Annotated in this window: 20 protein-coding genes and 3 pseudogenes; 20 read left to right on the top strand and 3 right to left on the bottom strand. The window is 62.2% G+C overall.

Annotated features, from left to right (window positions below):
• Positions 1-25: 25 nt before the first annotated feature.
• Genes OZ911_RS12675 through OZ911_RS12660 form a run of 4 tightly spaced genes read left to right on the top strand, consistent with a single transcriptional unit; the run spans position 26 to position 3,075 of the window.
• Complete coding sequence (locus OZ911_RS12675) at positions 26-376, top strand: c-type cytochrome (RefSeq protein WP_016488038.1); 351 nt, start codon at positions 26-28, stop codon at positions 374-376.
• A complete protein-coding gene (locus tag OZ911_RS12670) occupies positions 373-1,065 on the top strand; it encodes a hypothetical protein (RefSeq protein WP_016488039.1) in 693 nt (230 codons plus the stop codon). The genes OZ911_RS12675 and OZ911_RS12670 overlap by 4 nt, the downstream gene beginning before the upstream one ends.
• Before the next feature lie 14 nt (positions 1,066-1,079).
• Entirely contained in the window at positions 1,080-2,648 is a 1,569-nt protein-coding gene (locus OZ911_RS12665) for an FAD-binding oxidoreductase (RefSeq protein ID WP_054888282.1), read from the top strand.
• A gap of 55 nt (positions 2,649-2,703) precedes the next feature.
• Entirely contained in the window at positions 2,704-3,075 is a 372-nt protein-coding gene (locus OZ911_RS12660) for a c-type cytochrome (RefSeq protein WP_016488041.1), read from the top strand.
• 52 nt (positions 3,076-3,127) lie between these two features.
• On the opposite strand, the gene betT is transcribed toward OZ911_RS12660, so the two are convergent.
• From betT to OZ911_RS12645, 3 genes are all read right to left on the bottom strand, one after another.
• Complete coding sequence (betT, locus tag OZ911_RS12655; RefSeq protein ID WP_016488042.1) at positions 3,128-5,383, bottom strand: choline BCCT transporter BetT; 2,256 nt, start codon at positions 5,381-5,383, stop codon at positions 3,128-3,130.
• Positions 5,384-5,646: 263 nt separating this feature from the next.
• Positions 5,647-6,804: a lactonase family protein gene (locus OZ911_RS12650; RefSeq protein ID WP_016488043.1), complete on the bottom strand. Its 1,158-nt coding sequence runs from the start codon at positions 6,802-6,804 to the stop codon at positions 5,647-5,649.
• 106 nt (positions 6,805-6,910) lie between these two features.
• A complete protein-coding gene (locus OZ911_RS12645) occupies positions 6,911-7,066 on the bottom strand; it encodes an OprD family outer membrane porin (protein WP_232896274.1) in 156 nt (51 codons plus the stop codon).
• A 62-nt stretch (positions 7,067-7,128) separates the two neighbouring features.
• Between OZ911_RS12645 and OZ911_RS12640 the strand changes: the two are divergent.
• The 16 genes and pseudogenes from OZ911_RS12640 to OZ911_RS12565 form a co-directional block, all read left to right on the top strand.
• Positions 7,129-7,737: pseudogene (locus OZ911_RS12640) on the top strand (MFS transporter); the annotation flags it as partial.
• Positions 7,734-8,861, top strand: coding sequence for an HlyD family secretion protein (locus OZ911_RS12635; protein WP_016488046.1), 1,128 nt, complete (start codon positions 7,734-7,736; stop codon positions 8,859-8,861). The pseudogene OZ911_RS12640 and the gene OZ911_RS12635, both read left to right, overlap by 4 nt.
• A gap of 212 nt (positions 8,862-9,073) precedes the next feature.
• On the top strand, positions 9,074-9,811 hold the full coding sequence (locus OZ911_RS12630) for a hypothetical protein (RefSeq protein WP_016488047.1): 738 nt from the start codon (positions 9,074-9,076) through the stop codon (positions 9,809-9,811).
• A 113-nt stretch (positions 9,812-9,924) separates the two neighbouring features.
• A complete protein-coding gene (locus OZ911_RS12625) occupies positions 9,925-10,140 on the top strand; it encodes an AlpA family transcriptional regulator (protein WP_016488048.1) in 216 nt (71 codons plus the stop codon).
• A gap of 4 nt (positions 10,141-10,144) precedes the next feature.
• The gene (locus OZ911_RS12620; protein WP_016488049.1) at positions 10,145-11,023 is read left to right on the top strand and encodes a ParA family protein; all 879 of its coding nucleotides are present in this window, start codon (positions 10,145-10,147) and stop codon (positions 11,021-11,023) included.
• A 14-nt stretch (positions 11,024-11,037) separates the two neighbouring features.
• Complete coding sequence (locus OZ911_RS12615) at positions 11,038-12,576, top strand: ParB family protein (RefSeq protein WP_016488050.1); 1,539 nt, start codon at positions 11,038-11,040, stop codon at positions 12,574-12,576.
• 15 nt (positions 12,577-12,591) lie between these two features.
• The gene (locus OZ911_RS12610) at positions 12,592-13,143 is read left to right on the top strand and encodes a DUF2857 domain-containing protein (RefSeq protein ID WP_016488051.1); all 552 of its coding nucleotides are present in this window, start codon (positions 12,592-12,594) and stop codon (positions 13,141-13,143) included.
• Positions 13,137-14,351, top strand: coding sequence for an STY4528 family pathogenicity island replication protein (locus OZ911_RS12605; protein ID WP_016488052.1), 1,215 nt, complete (start codon positions 13,137-13,139; stop codon positions 14,349-14,351). The genes OZ911_RS12610 and OZ911_RS12605 overlap by 7 nt, the downstream gene beginning before the upstream one ends.
• Before the next feature lie 150 nt (positions 14,352-14,501).
• Positions 14,502-15,266 (top strand): PFL_4669 family integrating conjugative element protein, encoded by a 765-nt coding sequence (locus OZ911_RS12600; RefSeq protein WP_016488053.1) that lies wholly within the window; start codon positions 14,502-14,504, stop codon positions 15,264-15,266.
• Positions 15,263-15,757: a DUF3158 family protein gene (locus OZ911_RS12595; protein WP_016488054.1), complete on the top strand. Its 495-nt coding sequence runs from the start codon at positions 15,263-15,265 to the stop codon at positions 15,755-15,757. Before OZ911_RS12600 ends, OZ911_RS12595 begins: the two co-directional genes overlap by 4 nt.
• A gap of 5 nt (positions 15,758-15,762) precedes the next feature.
• Positions 15,763-16,191, top strand: coding sequence for a single-stranded DNA-binding protein (locus OZ911_RS12590; protein WP_016488055.1), 429 nt, complete (start codon positions 15,763-15,765; stop codon positions 16,189-16,191).
• A 459-nt stretch (positions 16,192-16,650) separates the two neighbouring features.
• Entirely contained in the window at positions 16,651-16,995 is a 345-nt protein-coding gene (locus tag OZ911_RS12585; RefSeq protein WP_024717424.1) for a helix-turn-helix domain-containing protein, read from the top strand.
• 110 nt (positions 16,996-17,105) lie between these two features.
• Positions 17,106-19,072: pseudogene (locus OZ911_RS12580) on the top strand (DNA topoisomerase III).
• Positions 19,073-19,816: 744 nt separating this feature from the next.
• Positions 19,817-20,356: an STY4534 family ICE replication protein gene (locus OZ911_RS12575; RefSeq protein WP_016488059.1), complete on the top strand. Its 540-nt coding sequence runs from the start codon at positions 19,817-19,819 to the stop codon at positions 20,354-20,356.
• Positions 20,357-20,423: 67 nt separating this feature from the next.
• A complete protein-coding gene (locus tag OZ911_RS12570; protein WP_016488060.1) occupies positions 20,424-20,681 on the top strand; it encodes a hypothetical protein in 258 nt (85 codons plus the stop codon).
• Between the two features lie 62 nt (positions 20,682-20,743).
• A pseudogene (locus OZ911_RS12565) lies at positions 20,744-21,237 on the top strand (JAB domain-containing protein).
• Positions 21,238-21,282 lie beyond the last annotated feature (45 nt).

The raw sequence follows: 21,282 nt of genomic DNA, 5'->3' as shown, positions 1-21,282 counted from the left end.
ACCTACAACAAGAATGGAGTACGAAATGTCTTCACTTCGCGACGGCTCCGTGATGAAACGGACATTGGCCGCCTGCTTCGCCCTGCCCTTGCTCGTGCTTGCCAATAACGCCGCTGCCGATGGCGATGGTGTTTGGAAAGGCGGCGAAAATGTCTACGCCAAGGTGTGTGGCCACTGCCACGAACACCAGGTCGGGCCGCAAATCACCGGCCGCCAGCTGCCGCCGGGGTACATCACTGCGATCGTGCGCAATGGTTTTCGCGCCATGCCCGCCTTCCCTGCCTCGTTCATCGACGACAACGCGCTGCAACAGGTTGCCGAGTACATCTCCACAGCATCCGCGCCTGCGCCCAACCCAGCCGGAGGCAAGCCATGAACGTCGAACGCCGATTCGTGCTCAAAGGCATGGCATTGTCCAGCCTTGCCGGTATTGCCATGAGCAGCGCAGGCATCAGCGCGGCCAACAGTGCCCTGGGCACACAACCACAACCGGCGCGTCCAACCCTGGTACTGGTCAGCAGCGCCGCCGCGCAGGCGGCTTTCCTCCAGGGCGTCAACGCAAGCCCCGCCGGCGAGCAGGTCAAGGTCCGGCGTACCGACCTCAGCCTGGACTTCATCCTTGGCTTTGAAAAACGCCTGCGTATCGCCACACCGCAACGCATCATCGGCCTGGTCGACGATGCCAGTGCCGCACTGATCGTCGACCTCGCGCGCAGCGCCGGTGCGCACGTGCAGTGGCTTGGCCAGCACCACGCCGCAGCCCACGCTTCACACCACCGCCTGCTCAGCGGCGAAACGGCCAGTGGCTGCGCCCCGCAACTCGGCCTGAGCCTGAACGCCTGCGGCGCAGGTTTCAGCCTTACCGAGCATCGCCTGCGCGGCCAGCAGCCCCCCCTGCGCGCGTCGGCTGCCGGCCGTGACAAAGGCGCCTCGGACCAATGGGCGGCCACACTCGGCTACGCCCTCGCCACCCTGGGCACCACGCACATCGGGCAAGCGCCTGTGGTCGACAACCGGTCGGCGGCGCTGACCGGTCATTTCGTTTCGTTTTCGATCGAGGCTTGAAGGAGCTGTAAGACATGACTGAGCAAAACACAACCACCCTGCTCCCGCGCGGCGTCGACCTCGCCAACTTCGATCAGGCCATTGCCAAGTTCCGGGCCCTGCTGGGCGATGAAAACGTCCTGATCAAGGACGATCAGCTGATCCCTTACACCAAGATCATGATGGCCGTGGACACCGCTGAGCACACCCCGTCCGCCGCCGTCACCGCCACCACCGTCGAGCAGGTGCAAGGCGTGGTAAAGATCTGCAACGAACACAAGATCCCGGTGTGGACCATCTCCACCGGGCGCAACTTCGGTTATGGCTCGGCGGCCCCAAGCCAGCGCGGCCAGGTCATTCTCGACCTGAAGAAGATGAACAAGATCCTCCATGTTGACCCGGAACTGTGCACGGCCCTGGTCGAGCCGGGCGTGACCTACCAGCAGTTGTACGACTATCTGCAGGAACACAAACTGCCGCTGATGCTGTCGTTCTCCGCACCGTCGGCCATCGCCGGGCCGCTGGGCAACACCATGGATCGCGGCGTGGGCTACACGCCCTACGGCGAGCACTTCCTGATGCAGTGCGGCATGGAAGTCGTGCTGGCCAATGGCGACGTGTACCGCACCGGCATGGGCGGAGTGAAAGGCGACAATGCCTGGCAGGTGTTCAAGTGGGGTTACGGCCCGACCCTAGACGGCATGTTCACCCAGGCCAACTATGGCATCTGTACCAAGATGGGCTTTTGGCTGATGCCCAAGCCTCCCGTGTTCCAGCCGTTCGAGATCAAGTTCGACAACGCCTCGGATATCGCCGAGATCGTCGAATTCATCCGCCCGCTGCGGATCGCCCAGGTCATTCCCAACTCGGTTGTCATCGCCGGTGTGCTTTGGGAGGCCGCCACCTGCAATACCCGGCGCGCCGACTACACCAACGAGCCGGGGGCGACGTCCGACGCTATCCTCAAACAGATCCAGAAAGACAAGAACCTCGGCGCCTGGAACGTCTATGCCGCGCTGTACGGTACCCAGGAACAGGTCGACGTCAACTGGAAGATCGTTACCGACGCCCTGAAGAAACTGGGCAAAGGCCGCATCTTCACCCAGCAGGAGGCCGGTGACACCCAGCCGTTCAAGTACCGTGCGCAGTTGATGTCCGGGGTGCCCAACCTGCAGGAATTCGGCCTGTACAACTGGCGTGGCGGCGGTGGCTCGATGTGGTTCGCGCCGGTGAGCCAGGCCCGAGGCAGCGAGTGCGACAAGCAGCAGGCACTGGCCAAGAAAACCCTCAACAAGCATGGGCTGGACTATGTCGGCGAGTTCATCGTCGGCTGGCGCGACATGCACCACGTCATCGATGTGCTGTACGACCGCAGCAACCCGGAAGAAACCCAGCGCGCCAATGCCTGCTTCGCCGAACTGCTAAATGTGTTCGAGCAGGAAGGCTACGCCGTCTACCGCGTCAACACGGCCTTCCAGGATCGCGTCGCGAACAGCTACGGCCCGGTCAAGCGCAAGCTCGAGCACACCCTCAAGCGTGCGTTGGACCCCAACAACATCCTCTCGCCAGGCAAGTCGGGCATCGACCTCGCCAACCCATTCTGAATGTTCTTGAAGCCCCGCCATACCTGACGTGGCGGTTAAATCCGAAGGAAATGAAATGAACCCTGCACAACTGCTGGTTGCCAGCGCCCTGCTCCTGGTCGCCCCCTTGACGCTGGCCGAGGGCGATGCCGCTCAAGGCAAGGCCCTTTTCGCCACGCAATGCGGTTTCTGCCACAGCACTGAACAGGGCAAGAACCTGATGGGCCCCAGCCTGCTAGGCGTGTTCGATCGCAGTAGCGGCCAGGCGCCCGCCTTCAACTACTCTGCCGCACTGCAAGCGGCCAAGCTGAAGTGGGATGACGCCAACCTGGATAAATGGCTGACCAAACCAGCGGAGCTGGTACCGGGCAACATGATGATGTACCCCGGGCAAGCTGACGCTCAGAGCCGTCAAAACCTCGTTGCCTACCTCAAGACACTGAAGTAAAACCAACCGCCAGCAGGGGCCTGGGCACCTGCTGGCGAACCGCATCGACGTATCAGCGCGGGCCCTGCCCGGATTCATCGGGCGCCTCAGGGGGCTGGTACTGCCTGGGTGTCAGAACAGAGGCAGTAGCGTTTTCACTTGAAAAGACCAGGAACGCCAGGTGGGTCTCATATCGATCGAGTACATCGTCGATGACCTGCTGTTTGGTCAGCCCCATCAGGTCATAGCCACCAGACCCGGTCTGTGTATACACCTCCAACCGATAATAGACATCGATCTCTCGCGTCATGCGGCCGCTGAACATGGGCACCGGCGCCTCGACGATGGCCACGTGGTAATGGAAATCGCGGAACGTATCCATCGAGACCCGCAGCAACGGCTCCTCGAAACCATGGCTGTTGACCACATTTTCCCGCATGACGTCATAGCCCTGATTGCGAAACTCAGCCGCGACCTCATCCAGTGCTGGCGCAACCATACGGTTGAGGAACTGAGTGGCCTGGCGCAGCGATGGGAATGCCCGCAAGTGCTCGAGCCGCTGCTTCCAGGAGCGCTCCGGGACATGCCCCCCGATAGCCGCCATGGAGGGGCGACGCAGCACTCTCCCCTCGCGCTCAGCGCGTTCCATGCGCAACACCTTGTAGAACGATGCCATCACCAGGTAAGCAATGATCGTCACCGGTAGCGCAAAGATCAGCGTGGCGTACTCCATCGTCTTGACCCCGCCCGCAACCAGCATCGCCACGGTGAGCATGGCCGTGAGCAATGCCCAGAAGATGCGCAGCCAGCTTGGCCCGTCGTGGGATGGGTCGGGAATCGAGGCAGAAAAATTCGACATCACCATTGCCCCGGAATTGGCGCTGGTGAGGTAGAACAAAAGACCTGATAGCGTCGCCAGGCCAATCAGGAACATTGGGGCCGGGAACATCTCCAGCAGTGCATACCAACCCCGTTCAGGGCTGTCCATCGCCAGTTGGGCAAACGCAGTGTTGCCCTGAAGTACCTGAAACAGTGCTGAATTGCCAAACAGCGAAACAATGATGAAATCGCACAGCACCGGCGCGGTCACTGCCGCCAGGACGAATTCGCGCAACGTGCGCCCCCGCGAAATCCGCGCCAGGAACACACCAACGAATGGCCCCCAGGCCAGCCAGAAGGCCCAGAAGAACAACGTCCAGCCCGCCATCCACCCGGCCCCATCGGGCGAGTAGCCGAAGGTTTGAAAGGTACGCGCGGGGAACGTGACGAGAAATTGCCCGATGTTCGACACCAGTGCGTTCAGCAGGAAGGCCGTCTGCCCGGTCAGCAGAATGTAGAGCATCATGGCCACGGCGCTCCACAGGTTCAGCTCGGCGATCCAGCGGATGCCACGGTCGACCCCGGAGGTGGTAGCCGCGATGGTCAGTGCCACCGCCCCCACTACTAGCAGGATCTGCAAGGTAAGGCCCTGCTCCAGACCAAAAATCAGCGCGAAACCCACGCTCAGCAGTACCACGCCGATGCCCATCGATGTGGCGACGCCAAACACGGTACCGACTAACGCGATGATGCTGATACCATCGCCCAACGGGCCGCGCACGCGTTTGCCAAACAGCGGATAGAGCGCGGCACGAATCGACAGCGGCATGTCCCATCGATAGGCAAAGTAACCCATGGCCATGCCCAGCAAGGCATACATCGCCCAACCCGCGATGCCGTAGTGAAACATGGTCCAGATCACTGCGTCCTGCATGGCCTCGGCAGTCCCGCCGGTGCCGCTGGGCGGGTGCAGATACTGCACGACCGGGCCGGTGACCGAATAGAACAGCATGTCTATCCCGACCCCTGCGGCAAACAGCATGGCGACCCACGTTACCAGCTTGTACTGCGGCCGCGAGTGGTCGGGGCCGATGCGCACGTCCCCCTCCTTGGAAAAGGCGACCCACAGCACGAACCCGATCACCAGGGTCATCGTCAGTACGTAGTACCAGCCGAGGTTCGTCGCGATCCAGTCGGTAGTCTGCTTCATTGCCACACGTGCAGCATCGGGCATGAGGATCGTGGTGATGGAAAACGCCAGTATCACTGCTGACGAAATCAACAGGACGCTCCAGTTGATATGCGCCTCACGATGCTCGATGAGTTCGTCATGGCCTTTGCTCAGGTCGCTGCGCGATACGGGGGTATCGTCATCGTCGCTCGGGCGCCTGGACAGGCGATCGGTACCGCCAAATTTGCTGCGCTCAAGCGCAGGGATCGATTTTACGCCTCCTGACGTGACCGGATCGACACCGTCGCGGTGCTGGTCTGAAGGGGGTTCGAAGGGCATGAGCTTTCTCCTGTTGCGTACTTCACTTCAACGCCTCCTGAGAGGGATAGGATGATCGGAGGCGCGGATTCTCTCTATTCTGATGGCACATGTGACTTCACTCAGGGTAGTCGCCCTGAAGGTAGATTCGGCAGGACTCATCGCGAAAAAGACTGCCGCGATGGCAGAGCGTCCTGCAGCAGCGAGTGCCAATTGAAAGCACTCCTCAAGATTTGGCCTGAGCCACCTTGCGTGGCTTAGGCGGGAATCGAACAGCCCCGCAGTTACAATTGCAACGCTTCAACCCACATCAGCGACCTGCCAGGTTCGGGCATGTCGTACTTACGGTGAAACGCCAAGGTACCATCGGGCTTGATGCGGAATACGGCGATATTGGCTTTCTCCGCTTCGGTTGCCGTACCGCGCTGGACTTGCCCGCCTTTCTGGTTGCCCACGATGAACCATTGATTACCGGGCGCCACACTGATCGTGCGGGCCTCTACCCCTTGCGTGGGGATATGTTGCAAGAGCTTCGGCTCGCCCGTTTTTGCATCCAGTACATACACCGCTATATCGTTTTCACCATGCTTGAACATCGCGGGTTTTTCCGTCGTTTGAAGCTCATCGGAGCGGTTGGTGACGTAGAGATACTTACCGTCTGGCCGCACCAGAATCACCCCGCCTTTCTTGATGCCCTCATCGGCCTCGGCATGCCAGTGTGGGTCGAGGGTACTGGTTTTAAATACGGGCCTGTTGGCCAGTCGTCCTTCCTTGGTCAACGGGTAGGTGTAGAGACTGCTGCCCCGCTCCATTGCCAGGTATGCCAAGGGTGCCCGAGGGTGGTAGGCGATATGGCGTGGGCCAACGGAGGGAGCAAAGGTTTCGACCCCGGCTGGGGTCAGCTTGCCGCCCGAGTAGGCAAACGCTGAAAGGGTGCCCAAATCTTCGGGCCGGCTTGCACTCGGATCATTGCCACGACCAGGCGCAATCACGAATTTATCGTTGGGTACTACCGTGACCTGGTGGGTGAATACGCCCGACTTGATTGGTTGCGCCTGTTTGACCTGGGCACCGAGACTGCCATCTGGCTGCAGTACATGAACCGTCACGGTTGGCGCCAGGTTGTAGGCCAGCAATGCATGTGTGCCATCGCGATCGAGGGTCAGGTAGATCGGCCGTTGCTCCAGCTTCACAGGTTCGCCCAACGGCATGAGTTGCCCCGTAGCATGGTCGATAGTAAAAGCACTGAGCATGTGAACATCGCCAGGGTTAGCTCCATTGATGTTGCTGGACGCCACATACAGGTGCCGATTGCCCTTGTCGGCAACGGCGAACTGCAACGGAGCTGGCAACTGAACCACCCCATTTTGCGTGAGCGAGCCATCGGGCGCGAGGGCATAACCCAGCAGTTTGTCTCCGAACCCTGCATAGATTTCGGTCATTGCCTGGGTATTTGCCGCCAGTGCCGCATGGGAGGAAGAGGCCAGAACCCCTGCCAGCAGAAAACTACAGGGCTGTAATTTGAATCTCATTACCTGCTCCCCTTCCTTAAAGTAACGTCAGTGGGTAAACCACGATCAGCCGATGCTCGTCGAAATCCTGCCCACCCTGATAATCACGCCTCACCGTGGCGCTGCGCCACTTGAGCACCAGGTTTTTGAACGTACTGGTCCGTACTGAATAGGCCACTTCCGATTCGCGTATCCACTCATTGCCATTGCGGTCGGCTGGCGAGACATCGATGTCGCGCCCCTGGATAGTGCGCTGACCCCAAGCACCTGATCATCCCACTGTTCGTTTCGCTGCTGGCGAAGGCCGCCGGGGCGTTCATGGACAGCAGTTCGAGCAACCTCACGCGCCCGGCGCAGATGTACTTCCGCCAGTTCCTGCTGGCCTTTGGCAGCACGTTCTTCCTCGGCCCGTCGATGGCCCTGGGCATCAGCCATGTGCGCACCAACCCGCGCAACCTGGTGAGCTTTTCGGTGCTGTTCGGCATCTGCAACAACCTCGGTGGCCTGATCGGCGCGGCGCTGCTGGGTACCTTCCAGACCTGGCGCGAGAAATTCCATTCCAGCCACCTGATAGACCGCCTCAGCTACCTCGAACCACTGGTCAACGCCCGTGTGCAAAGCGGCGGCGCCGGTTATGCCGGGATCCTCGCCGACCCGGCACTGCGCAGCGAGGCCGGCATGCGCGTGCTGGCCAGCGCCGCCACCCGCGAGGCCAACATAATGGCCTACAACGACGTGTTCGTGCTGATCGGCAGCATCGCCGTGCTGACCATGATCTGGATTACCATTCGCGGTTCTTGGCTGCGGTATGTCGCCCGCCAGGCCGCTTCATCCGACTCCACCAGCGGTACTGCCAGCCGATGACCGAAGAAACCCGCACCACGACCACCGCCGCCCTCGCCGAAACCCCGGAAGGCAGCACGCCGCCCAGCGAACCGACCAGCCCGGTGCGCACGCGGCGGGTGCGCATCCTGTCTACGATCAGCTTCGCCAGCGTGGCCCTGGTCGGCATCCTGGTAGTGCTCTACGCCTGGAACCTGCCGCCGTTCAGCAGCACCATCGAAAGCACCGAAAACGCCCTGGTGCGCGGCCAGGTGACAATCATCGGCCCGCAGCTGAGCGGCTATATCGTCGACGTGCCGGTGCATGACTTCCAGTTCGTCAAGGCTGGCGATCTGCTGGTGCAGCTCGACGACCGTATCTACAGGCAGCGCCTGGCCCTGGCCATCGCCCAGCTACAGCAGCAAGCCGCGCTGGCCAACAACCTGCAGCAGCGCAACAGCGCCGAAGCCACCATCGCCCAACGCCAGGCCGCCATCGGCGACGCTTCGGCCCAGGCGACTAAGGCCAAGGCCGACCTCAGTCGCAACCAGGCGCTGGTCAGCGATGGCTCGGTGTCGCGCCGCGACCTGGACCTGGCCCGCGCCAGTGAGGCCGCCGCCGTCGCCAGCCTGGCCCATGCCAAGGCCGCGCTGGAGATCGCCCGCCAGGACCGCGAGACCGTGATCGTCAACCGCGCCTCGCTGGAGGCTTCGGTGGAGAACGCCAAGGCGGCCGTCGAACTGGCCCGTATCGATCTCGACAACACCCGCGTCACCGCCCCGCGCGACGGCCAGCTGGGGCAGATCGGCACGCGCCTGGGCGCCTACGTCAACTCTGGCGCACAACTGATGGCACTGGTGCCCGACACCCTGTGGGTGATCGCCAACATGAAGAAAACCCAGATGGCCGACGTGCGCATCGGCCAGCCGGTGACCTTCACCGTGGACGCCCTGAACCACCTCAAGCTCTACGGGCATGTGCAGCAGATCTCGCCGGCCACCGGCTCGGAGTTCGCCTTGCTGCAGGCCGACAATGCCACCGGCAACTTCGTCAAGATCGCCCAGCGCATCCCGGTGCGCATTACCGTCGACCCCGAGCAGCCTGACGTCGCACGTCTGCGTCCCGGCATGTCGGTGGTGGTCAGCATTGATACACGAGCAGAATAATGACGCGGCCTGCCTCGGTCCTTTGCAGGCCCCCGAGCGGCGTCAAAACTTGACGCGTTCGCATAATGCGTGAAGAACCAACCTATCGCTTCGATGTCACCATCAATGGATCCCAAAAGTGATCCTTTGAAATCAGGCTCGCTAGACAGAGGCACAGATCACGCTGCCCCCGCCAGCGATTCCAGGACGAACGCAGCTGGAGGCTGTGTGCCATGATCTCGATCAGAAGCTCTTACCATCTCATCGATGCCGCCATTCTCTGGTGTGACCTTGCCGACCACGAAGACGAGATTTTACGGGTCGACCTCTCCTACCCCGGCAGTCTGCTCAAGCATTTTCCACAATGGCCGATCCTGCACCTTTATGCGGAGTGCATCTACGACGCCATTGTCAGCGGTGAGCTACCCGCGACCTGCCTGGGCCGACCGATCACTGCTGACAACCAGGTAAGCCGAGAGTACTGGTCCATTCAGCGTGCTGATCTGCTGGTCTGGTTCGCACGTAATTACCCCAACGAGAAGCCCGCCTTCTTGTTCTCGCAGAGCCTCGACCATTTGAACTGCGTCAGTCTCAATGCTCATTTGGTACAGGAAGCAGAGCTCGCTGCTGCTCAGCGCACGATCGACAAGCTGCGCGACGAGCTTACAGCAAGAGTTGACGAGGTGACAACGCTCACCGCGTGTAACCACGAACTGACAGCGCGACTTGAGGCCCAAGGCATTCCTTCCGAGGCCTCCGAAGGCACGAACAACATGCTCGTGGGCACCATGCTGGAAGTGACATTGGGTAAATCCAAAGACGGCCGTGTGCAATCGGCCTACAAGTCCCAGAGCGCTCTGGTCGACGAGATTCTACGCCGTTTTCCTGGTCTGCCTGGCCTGAGCAAAAGTACCCTTGATCGGCGATTTGCCGACGCTCGCCGTCATCTAGCCCAGGTAAAACGGGGCTGACACCGCATTGTCAGGCGATGCTCGGCATCGCCTGACAATGTTTTTCCTCCAGCATCGACCTTCACTGACTGTCACATCCCACTGCGCACCACATGGTGCTACGGAGTGACATCATGCAACAGATCAGCCCTGCCCCGCTGCCTGCCGACCGCCACATCATGCGCCGCGATGAGGTGGAACTGAAAACCGGCTTCAAACGTTCGCACATCTACAACCTGATGAAAGCCGGTCTATTCCCCCAATGCCGGCGCATTGGTACCCGCGCCGTCGGCTGGGACTCGCTGGAGATCGAGCAGTGGGTCCATGATCGACTGTCGGTCAGGGAGTAGCGTCATGGACGTCCTCTCGCTGATCTCGACCAAGGGCGGCGCGGGTAAAACCACCGTCGCCGCCAACCTGGGTGGTGTGCTCGCCGATGCGGGCCTTCGCGTCCTGCTGCTGGATCTGGACAGCCAACCGACGCTGTCCAGCTACTACGCCTTGCGCGAATCCCGTGAGGCTGGCAGCTACGAACTCATCGCGCAACGGCTCACGGCCCCCGAACAGGTGATTTCCGCCACCGTCATCCCGCACCTGGACCTGATAGTGTCCAACGATCGCGCCGGGCACATCAGCACTCTGCTGTTGCACGCGGCCGATGGTCGTCTGCGCCTTCATAATCTTCTGCCAGCGTTCGAGGAGCTCTACGATGTGCTGATCATCGATACCCAAGGCGCGCGCAGTGTAGTCGTGGAGATGGTGATCCTCGCGTCCGACTATGCCCTGTGCCCGGTCCCCCCAGAAATGCTCGCCGCACGTGAGCTGCGACGCGGCACGCTGGCGCTGTTTGAAGAGTTGGAGCCCTACCGCTACCTGGGCGTTGCCTTGCCGTCGGTGAAGCTGTTGCTCAACCAGGTCAAAGCCAATCGCCGTGACACCCGCTTGATCATGCACAGCCTGCAGGCGTCCTTCCAAGGCGACCCGCATGTCAGCGTCTGCACAACGGTGATTCCTGACCGTGTGGCCTACCCCAATGCCGCCTCGCTCGGCCTGCCGGTGCACCGCGTCGAGCCTACTCCACCCTCTGGCAGCCGAGGCCCTTGCGGCGCGGCGGTCATGCTTGAGCTGGCCATCGAGCTGTTCCCGCAGTGGGCTGAGCGACTTGTCGGCTCGGACGCGCCTCTGCCCGGCCAAGCGTCAGTGATCGACCGCCGACTCAACCGTCGCGGCTGATGGGAGGTTTTGCGATGAAGCCGCCCTCTTCCGAAGACATCACGCGACAGTTGCAGCAGGCGCATTTTCCACAGAAACATGGCCTCGACAGCTCGCCCGTGCCGGTCGGGGATACACCGTTGGTGGTCAGCCTGGAGCAATTGCGCCCCTACGAGCTCAACCCGCGGGTGGTTCGCAACCCGCTGTATGACGAGATCAAAGCCTCGATCCGCGAACGCGGCCTGGATCAGCCCCCTGCGATCACCCGCCGTCCGGATGAGCCGCATTTCATAATCCGCAATGGCGGCAACACCCGTTTGAGCATCCTCGGCGAACTCTGGCAGGAAACCCGCGAGGAGCGATTCTTTCAGATCCACTGCCTGTTCCGCCCTTGGCAGTCCGAGTCGCATGCCTTGATCGGGCACCTGGCCGAAAGTGACCTGCATGGCCAGCTCACGTTCATTGAGCGATCGCTCGCGGTGGCAAAACTCAGGGACATGTTACAAGAGCCCGATGCCCCTCTCAGTCAGCGTGAACTGTCCACACGCTTGAGCAAGGGCGGCTACCCGATTTCACAATCGCATATCAGCCGCATGTTCGACACGCTCGAACACCTGCTACCGGTCATCCCGCAGGTGTTGTATGCCGGGCTTGGCAAACCCACCATCGCCCGGATCATTAACCTGCGGCGCCGGGCGGAGTCGATCTGGAATCAGTATTTGGGGGACGTTCAACACTTCGCACTGCTCTGGTTCGAAGTGCTGTCGGCATTCGACAGTGATAAGCCCGATCTGAACTGGGGTGAGCTGCAGGATGAGCTGATTGCCAGGATGGCGGTGCAGTTGAAGCAGACGCCCCGCCTGCTCGCCTTGGAAATGCATCAGGAACCGCTTCGCTCAACGCCGCCTGCGGAAACGCCTCAGCCGCTGCCGCAAGCCCCACAAGGTGAGTGCTCCCCCCAGCTGCCTGTCGAAGATGAAGCACAATCGGCGCCTCAATCGCCCGCACCGGAGCCGATGAGCAGTGCGGACAACACTGCGGCAGCCGAGACTCCACGCCTCCCAAACATCCGCGAGGCGCTGAGTGATGACGATCCGCTTGCTGCGAGGGTGCCAAACGCCCTTGATGCCGGTGAGCCCTCCCTGGGTTCCGCCTCACCTCTCGCACCGCTACAGGGTGACATCACTGCATTGCGTGAGCGTTGTGCCGCCCTGGCGACAGACCTGGCGGCATATGCCGATGCCAGTGCCATGGTCACGCCGCACGCAGAGGGCTTGGGTTTTACCCTTACGCTGGAGCATGGCGAGCAACTGAGCCCTAGACATACCGGCATTCAGCTACTGCTCTCAGCCCTGCTGCGCTTGCAGGACGACGTGACTTCGCAACAACGTCAGCAGCTGCCGGCTGCGCTATTTGGCCAATTGCTGATTGGCACCTACGACCTGCCCTTCCCCGAGCGCCCTGCCCTAACCGTGGGCCTCGAACGACTACCCGATACCCAGCTGGAGCAGCTGTTCAGCCTGATCCGCCACGCCCGGCAGTTGATCGACCTGACGCTGTCGTCCACGCGTTAAGTGAGGAGCCGCCTCATGAGCACGACCTTCAATCTGTTGAACCATGCGATGTTGAACCAGGTGCTGCATGAGCTGCGCCATGGCCGTCTGCAGCGCTGCAAAGCGCTGGGCCTGGCCGACGAAGACATCGAGGTCCTGCAATCGCTGCCTCCGACCACCCTGTCCCACTTGGCGCATTCATCAATCGCCTGGGTTGAGGTCAAGGTTGATATCACCGTCCTGCGCCGCCTGATCGTCCAGGCCGAGCGCGACGAGCAGAACGAACGCCTGATCAACCGGGCACTGAAGCTCGGCGCGAGCTCGACTATCATGTACCGCTGTTTCGGCCTGGACCATTCGGAAACGGCGTTGCGCCGCCGAATACTGAAAATCGAAACCCACCGCGGCCGGCCGGTCCAGCTCAGTGAAGCCCAGGAGCATGCGGTGTGGAACCGCTGGAGCCAGTTACGGGCGGAGGAGCCAGACAACGATCCACTGGACACGATGATGATGCTGGCCGAGGAACAGCACATCAGCCTGACCCAGGTCTGGCAACAGGTCGAACTGTACGGAGGTACGCCATGCTGAGCTTCTACGAAGTGGACTGGCAGGACGTGGTGCGCCAGTGCTACGACGCCCTTCGACGCCGCAATGAGTTTCAGGCCGCCCAGGCCCAACAAGCGGCTGCTGCGGAGCCCGCGCTGCGCACGATCTACTACGGCGACAACAATCCCTTGCCGCAGGCCTTGCTACTCGATCGTCGACTGACCCCGCTGGAGCGCAACACCTGGCAGGTGCTGCGCTGGCTGATCACCGAACGCCAGGTTAAAATGCCCCGCTACCAGGACCTGCAACCCTACCTGGCAGCCAGCCCCTGTGGCACCCAGGCGTCGCGCGAGACCATCGCCCGCGCACTGAACGTCCTGCGTACCACCCGCTGGCTCAGCCTGGTCGACCGCTCGCGCGATGCCCAAGGCTGCCTGCGCGGTTGCATCTACGTGCTGCACGGCGATCCGTTGACGGCGGCCGAGCAGCTTGAGCTGGACAGCGGCTACGCGGATCTCCTGCAACAGAACCTCAGCCACGCCACCAAGGGGGTGCGTGATGTGACGCAGCATGTGCTGGCCGAAATTCAAGCCGACCCGCAAGTCGTCCAAGGCGACAAGGACAGGCTGGGCGCACTGCCGCCGACACAGCAACACTCGCTGCTGCTGATCAACGAAGCCGCGCAGGCGCAACATTCCGAACCTGGCCTGCTCCACCCCGTTCGGAATCCTCACGCCTCGGCCACCGATTCCGAACTGTGCGGCAATGCACCGGATTCGGCTGTGGTTCGGAATGCCGACGCCGGCCGTACAGTACAGAAAGACCAAAGCAAAAAAAGTACAGTACTGGCACAGGTCGAGTTTGGTCGTGCACGCTGGCCTGAAGATTTACCGCTGAATTCGACCGAGCGGCGCATGGCCTCCCAGGCGATGCGCCAGCTCGAACCGGAACAGCAACAAGCGGTGATCAATGAAGCGGCGGTGCGCTGCGCCCGCGGCGAGATCCGAAAACCGGTCGCCTACCTGATGGGCTTGATCAAACGCGCCTGCCAAGGCGAGTTCACCCTGTGGGCCGCGCGTACCGAGGAGGTCAAGACCTCAAGACCGACTTCAAATCCAGCGAGGCCTGTGCCAGCAGAGCCTCCCAGCGAACGACCGAAGCGCGGTGGTCAGCGCACCGCCTCGCCCCTCGCCCTCTCCTGCCTGGAGGAACTGAAACAACGCTGTCGTGGTTCGCTTGCGCCGACCTAGGGGTGGATCTCGGTGGACTTGATGCCCATGCCATTGAATCCACCGAGATCCACCGCCTGAAATTACGAGCGGACCACCTTCATGTTGATTCGCGTCGAACCGCACTAATCGGCCCATCGTCGGCGTCATTCCGACGGCGAGGTACTGGCGATGACCGATCACTACCAGCTCAACCTGGGCTCCCTGCGCAGCAGCATCACCCTCACCTTGCATACCCATCATGCGGCGCGGCTGTGGCAAGGCCGCATGGGCCGCGAAGGGGTACACGCGATCATGGGCATGCCCGGTTACATCGGCGTCACCAACCTGCTCAAGCACGCCAGCAGCCAGGATGACCCCTTCGCCGACTGGTTCATGCTGCAACTGGAGGACAAGCTGCTGCAGGCCAAGGCCGAACTGCGTGCGCTGACCAAGCAGGTCAGTCGGGTGGAGCGCGCCCTGCCCACCCAAGTCGACATCGGCGACAACCTCAATATCCATCCCGTCACCCTCCCCCTGTTCATCGGCAGCCAGCTTGGCTTTCTCGCGGTCTACCTGCTGACCGACTACGACGCCCTGGTGCGCCGCGTTCTGCTCGCCCACCACACCGCCTTAATCGGCCGCCCCGACATGGAAACCTGGATCGATCGCGGCGCCCACGAGCTGCGCAGCCTGTTCGGTCTGGCCCAGCGCTACCGGCTGGCAGGGGTCAGTCGGGATGACATGGCCGCCAACAACGCCCGCGCCCGTGAAGCGATCGACAAGTTCGGCACGCCACCAAGCAAGATCCTCGAGGGCAGCCACCGCTCCCAATTCGCCCCGCCCATCACGCGGGGTACCTCAGAACCGCTACCCGCTGGGTCGGATCAACACGACCAACCTGAGGTCGAAGCTCTCCCTGAGCCAGAAGAACCGGCCGAAGGAGGTGAGGCATGACCTTGGCCGACGCGATTGCCCGGCGTTTGTCAGCAGATGTCTATCGTGAGTTCGCACAAGGTGCCTCCCTAAAAGGCCTTTTAAAGCCTTTTAAGGGTAAGGGGGAGCTGCAGCAGTTCGCCGAGACGATCCTGCGCCTGCGCACCCAGGTCGCCGAGTTGATGGCAGTGATGCTGGCGATCATGGCGCAGCCCCCGTTCTCGTTGCTGGAACTGCGACTGGTCGTGCAGCACAGCGCGACCGGCACCGACTTCCTGCGCTGGCGCAGCCCGGACTTTCAGCGCATGGGCGTGCAGGTGTGGCAGGAGGCGGTGGTTCATCCGCATCTGCACCCTGAACTGCGGCAGGCGTTGTATCAGCTGGAGACCAACCGGGTGGTGCTGAACCTGCAGATGAGCAGCCTGCAGTCACTGTATCGCCAGGCTGTCGCCGGTGCCGGCAAGCTCGAGGCCGCCGAACTCGCCCTGACCCGTTCCCCCACCGAGGAGTGACCCGCATGAGTACGTTGTTTGTAGGTGAAGGCAACATCGGCAGTGTGCCGGAGTTTCAGGAGTTCAACTCCAACCCGGATGAACCACGACGCCTGCTGCGGCTGAACGTCTATTTCGACAACCCGGTACCGCGCGAGGGTGGCTACGAGGATCGCGGCGGCTACTGGGCGCCCGTCGAGCTTTGGCACCGCGATGCCGAGCATTGGAGCACGCTGTACCAGAAAGGCATGCGCGTCCTGGTCGAAGGCCGCACGGTCAAGGAGGAGTGGGAAGACAGCGAGGACAACGCGCGGGTGACCTTCAAGGTCGAGGCCCGGCGCATTGGTATCCTGCCGCATCGCCTGGCCTCGGTCTCGATGCGTGAGAAAGCTCAAGACACTCCCAGCGCCACGCGTAAAGGCGGTGGCAAGAAAGCCCCGCGCAAGGCCGGGTGATCCGTGGAACTCAGTGGAATCACTGCGCCCTGCGCGATACCGCAGGGGCTGCGCCGCCCAACCGGCGAGCAGTACTGGCCCCTCTAGCGCGTTCTATTGGGTCGGGGTTTACCCCGCCGTTCACTCTCCAGCAACTGCTTCACCTCCGTCAGGCACTGATCCAGGGCAAGGAATGCCCGCCAGTGCGCCGGACTCTCCTGAACCCAGGCAATCAAGTGCGCGCGCGCCTCCCCATTCTCCGGTTCCAGTTGCGTGGCCATGAACAGCTCGTAGGCCTTGATCGCTAACTTGTCTGCCTCACTCTGGTGGGATCCGTGCAAGTTGAAGCCTCCGTGTGGACGGGCGGGTCCTGCAGTTATTTTTCGTGATACGCCTCATAGGGTTGCCAGTCAACTCTCTGAGCCGCTCATATCCTTGGGTGGGTAGTCAACCATATGGATCGAATTGGAGAGCGCCCCGTTGCCCGTCAAAGAGCCTAGCCCACATCACATTGGCCGCCAGTTGGCGAAGTACCGTCGCGACCGTGGTTTGACCCAGGAGCAGGTCGGCGAACACCTGCGCATTACCGGCGAGGCCGTCTCGCGTCTGGAGCGTGGCCTGGTGGAGCTGTCCGTGACGAAGTTGCTGCAGTTGGCTGACCTGTATGGCTGCCCCGTCGATGAGCTGCTGCTGGCCATCAGTCCTCGCCCCCAGGACCAGGGCCAGCAGATCACCGCGATCATCAAGGAGCTGGGCGATGCCGATAAACAGTTCGCCCTGGAGTTTCTGCAAACGCTGGCCACTCATCTTGCGCAACGCAAGTAAGGTTTTAGCCCTGCGCTGAAACGTCGAACCGATCCCTCCGTTTTCGGCTTTACCCTGGCGCTTCACGGCCACACCCCCACCCTGTCGGAAACCACCGAGAGGGCCCGCATATGCGCCTGTTCATCTGCGAGAAACCGTCCCAAGCCCGTGACATCGCCCGAGTACTGCAGGCCAGCTGGCGCGGCGATGGCTACCTGCAGGGCCAGAACGTCACCGTCACCTGGTGCATCGGCCATCTGCTAGAAACCGCGCCCCCTGAGTCCTATGGTGATTACAAACGCTGGTCGTTGGACGACCTGCCGATCATCCCCGATCACTGGCAGTTGGTGGTCAAGCCCAAGGTCGCCAGCCAACTGAAGGTGATCGACCAACTGCTGCAAAGGTGCGCTGAGGTGGTCATCGCCACCGATGCTGACCGCGAGGGCGAGATGATCGCCCGGGAGATCCTCGAGCGCTGTCAGTATCAGGGGCCGGTCCTGCGTCTGTGGCTGTCCGCCCTGGATGAAGCCTCGATCCGCCGGGCCTTGGCCGCCTTGCGTCCGGGCGAACAGACCCTGCCGCTGTACCACTGTGCACTGGCCCGCTCCCGTGCCGACTGGCTGGTGGGCATCAACCTAAGCCGGCTGTTCACCCTGCTCGGCCGCCGCGCCGGCTTTGATGGTGTGCTGCCGGTTGGCCGCGTCCAGACCCCGACGTTGCGCCTGGTAGTCGAACGCGACCGGGCCATCGCGAGCTTTGTGCCGCACCCCTTCTGGAACGTCGACGCCCAGTTGGTGGCAGACGGTGTTAGTTTCAAAGCCAGCTGGCAACCTCCGGCTTCGGTCTGCGACGATGAGGGCCGCTGCCTTGATGAAGCGGCCGCCAGGCAAGCTGCACTGCGCCTGAGCCAACACGGAACGGCCCGTATTGGCACCATCGAGGTGGAACACGTCCGCGAAGGGCCGCCACTGCCGTTTGATCTCGGCACCCTGCAAGAAGTCTGCTCGGCCAAGCTCGGGCTCGGCGCCCAGGAAACGCTGGGGATCGCCCAAGCCCTCTACGAAACCCACAAGGCCACGACCTACCCGCGCACCGATTGCGGCTACCTGCCCGAGAGCATGCTGGATGAGGTGCCCCGCATACTGCATGCCCTGGTGGCTCCCAGCCCTGCGCTCGGTCAGGTCATCAAAGCGCTGGATCCGTGTCGCCGCTCGCGCGCCTGGAACAGCAGCAAGATCACCGCGCACCACGGGATCATTCCGACCGCCATCAAGCTCGACCTCACTCAGCTGTCTGAGCGCGAGCAGGCAGTTTACGCGCTGATCCGCGCCCGCTACCTCGCTCAGTTCCTTCCTGAGCATGAGTATCTGAAAACCCAGGTGTTGCTGCACAGCCAGGCCGACCAGCTACTGGCCCGGGGCAAGCAGATCCTGGTGCGCGGTTGGAAAGCGGTGATCAACGAAACCCACGGCAATGAGCCCGGCGAGCAGACTCAACGGCTACCCACACTTCGAGAATCCGTTTCGGTGGCGCTGACTGACGCCGCCGCCATTATCCAACGCACACACCCCCCAAGGCCTACACCGAGGGCACGCTGGTCAAGGCGATGAAAACCATCGCCAACCAGGTGGCCGATCTGCGGCTCAAGCAGACGCTCAGGGAGAGCTGCGGCCTCGGCACCGAAGCCACCCGCGCGGCCATCATTCAGGGGCTGATCGACCACGGTTATCTGACCAAGAAGAAACGCAGCCTGGCCGCCTCAGCCGCGGCGCACACCCTGATCGAAGCAGTGCCAGCGGAAGTGGCCGATCCGGTGCTGACGGCGCTATGGGAGCAGGCTTTGGGCCGAATTGAGTCGGGCCAGTTGAGCGTCGAGACCTTTCTAGCCAAGCAGTCGCAGTGGCTGACCCGCTTGGTGCGCAGCAACGCCTCGCTCACCCTGCAGCCGCCCCCATCGAAGGGACCGCTCTGCCCGGTGTGTTGCAGCGGCATGCGCCAGCGCAAAGGCCGTACTGGCAGCTTCTGGTCCTGCATCCGCTACCCGGACTGCAAGGGCACCAAGCCGGTAACTAAAGCCAAGCGCCCGAAGAAGACATGACTTGACGCCGCACCGCCGCGCTGGTGTAGTGAAGTTGCCCCACGCCACTTGGCGACCCCAGACCGATTCGCTCCGGGCAGCTCGGTCAGACTCGTAGAGTTCGGAGCCATCCTTCACCGCCTTTGCGGATAACTTCTCAGCGTTCCAAGTCTCCTAGGTGGATGACCCATGCGGCTTGTGCCAGGCCTCAAGGGTCATCCGCTTCGGCGGCGATGCTCAGCTCCGGTGCCCGCCGGCGAAACACTGGGCACCTTTTGTGCGCGGATGCGTGCCAGTTGATTCCGACCTAGGCCACGACAAGGGTCGGTTGATCCCGGTGGATCGACAGCGGAGAGTTTGCGACGAACTCCGGTGTCACATCGCCGGATCAAAGGTGGTCCACTTCTTCCTAGCCTGATGACCGTCGGGCTATTTTTTCGCCGCCGAGAATCCACCGGAAGCCACTGATTGCCACCCGCCCAAACCGCCGCAAATCCCCGGTTGACGGGGGTTCTGCGGCGTTTTATAGATGAGCTGCACACCGCTGTCGTTGACAGCTCCCAGGCCGCCAGAACCTTGAAGGCTGCGCCCGCTTCGGGTGGTTCTCCCCAAGTGCGACTCGCGCTCGGCAGCTCGCACGGTCACCGACCTGTCGGTGATGAGCGCCCTCTCTACCGATCATGTGTTTGCACCCTCACCCTTGCGGAACTCACCAGCCGCCAGGGCCGGTGGTTGTCCGCGTTTCTGCTGAACAGGAGATCCACCATGGCCACCGCAAGCAATAACGCCCCCACCACCTACTTCAACCTGCACACCCAAGGCATCGGTTACCTGAACCGTGTCCGCGAAGTCCCGGTTCGCCGCGGCCAAGCGTTCATGGCCTGTGACATCGCTGCCTTGCACGGTGCCTCGGACGACGTCGAGTACACCCGCTTCGACTGCAAAGTCGCTGGCGGCGAAGCCGAACGGCTGATCCGTGAGCACCTCGAAGACGTCCGCGCTGAACGCAAGGTCCTCATCGCGTTTCGCATCGGCGACCTCTGGGTGGATCCCTTCCTGTACGAGAAAGGCGAACGCAAGGGTCAACCCGGCGCCAGCCTCAAGGGCCGCCTGATCTTCATCGAGTGGATCAAGGTCGATGGCCAGTTCAGCTACCGTGCGCCCGCCCGCACCGACGCTGCCTCTGACGCGATGGAACCTGCTGAGGCGGATGGGGACAAGGCAAACACTGACGGTGACTCCGATCAGCGCCAGCCAACTCCAACCGCCCCCCGTAACTCCACCGCAGCAGCTCAATCTGCCTGAGGCAGTTTGACCGCCAACAACAGGCGCTCTTGGGAGCGCCTGTTGTTCATTCACGTCGGAGGTTGTCATGGAAAGCTTCTGGCTCTGCGAAGACTGCCTGCAGGCGGTGGCTTACGACGACTTCAGCACCTTGTCGCTGTACTACAGCGAGGCCGAAGTTGACGAGCGAATCGCGCAGATACGTGAGGCAGTGCAAGCGTTGCTGCCGTTCAGCGCCGATTTCGATCCGGACACCGGCATCGGCATCGACTCGTTCTCCACCCGCCCCTGCGAAAGCTGCCACTCACCGTTGCACGGCACTCGCCATCGGTTCACCCGCCTGTGACCGCCTGATCTCACCCACTTGGGGCCTCCTCCCGGAGCGCTCCTGCATATGAGGCTTTGCTCATGAACACGCCATTGACCCTGGTCGAGCCCCTCGACCCCGTCCTGACCCAGCGCGCCCACGAAGATGCACTGATCAACGAAGCCCTGCAGCTGTTGGACCAACGCTACTTCCAACGCGGCGAAGTCCTCATCACGCCGGCCGACGCCGCCTCTTACCTGAAGCTGCGCTTGGCGCCTTATCACCACGAGGTGTTTGCCCTGCTGTACCTCGATTCCCAGCACCGCGTGCTGGACTTCGAGGTGTTGTTTTTCGGCAGCATCGATGGGGCTTCGGTGTATCCCGTGAAGTGGTGGTCAAGGCACTGGCACACAACGCCGCCGCAGTTATCCTCAGCCACAACCACCCTTCCGGCTCCCCCGAGCCCAGCGGCGCCGACCGCGTGCTGACGGCGCGCCTGATCGAAATCCTGGCGCTGGTCGAGGTCCGCGTTCTGGACCACATCATCGTCGGAGAAGGTCAGCCCCTCTCCCTGGCCGAATACGGCTGGATTTAACCCTCCCCCACCCGCCACCGCCTGCATGGGGTGGCGTTCTCTTTT

Origin of the sequence: Pseudomonas fortuita (assembly GCF_026898135.2) — a bacterium.
Taxonomy (GTDB): Bacteria; Pseudomonadota; Gammaproteobacteria; order Pseudomonadales; family Pseudomonadaceae; genus Aquipseudomonas; species Aquipseudomonas fortuita.
The sequence above is the reverse complement of the archived record's forward strand: the minus strand, read 5'-3'. Positions and strand labels throughout refer to the sequence as shown.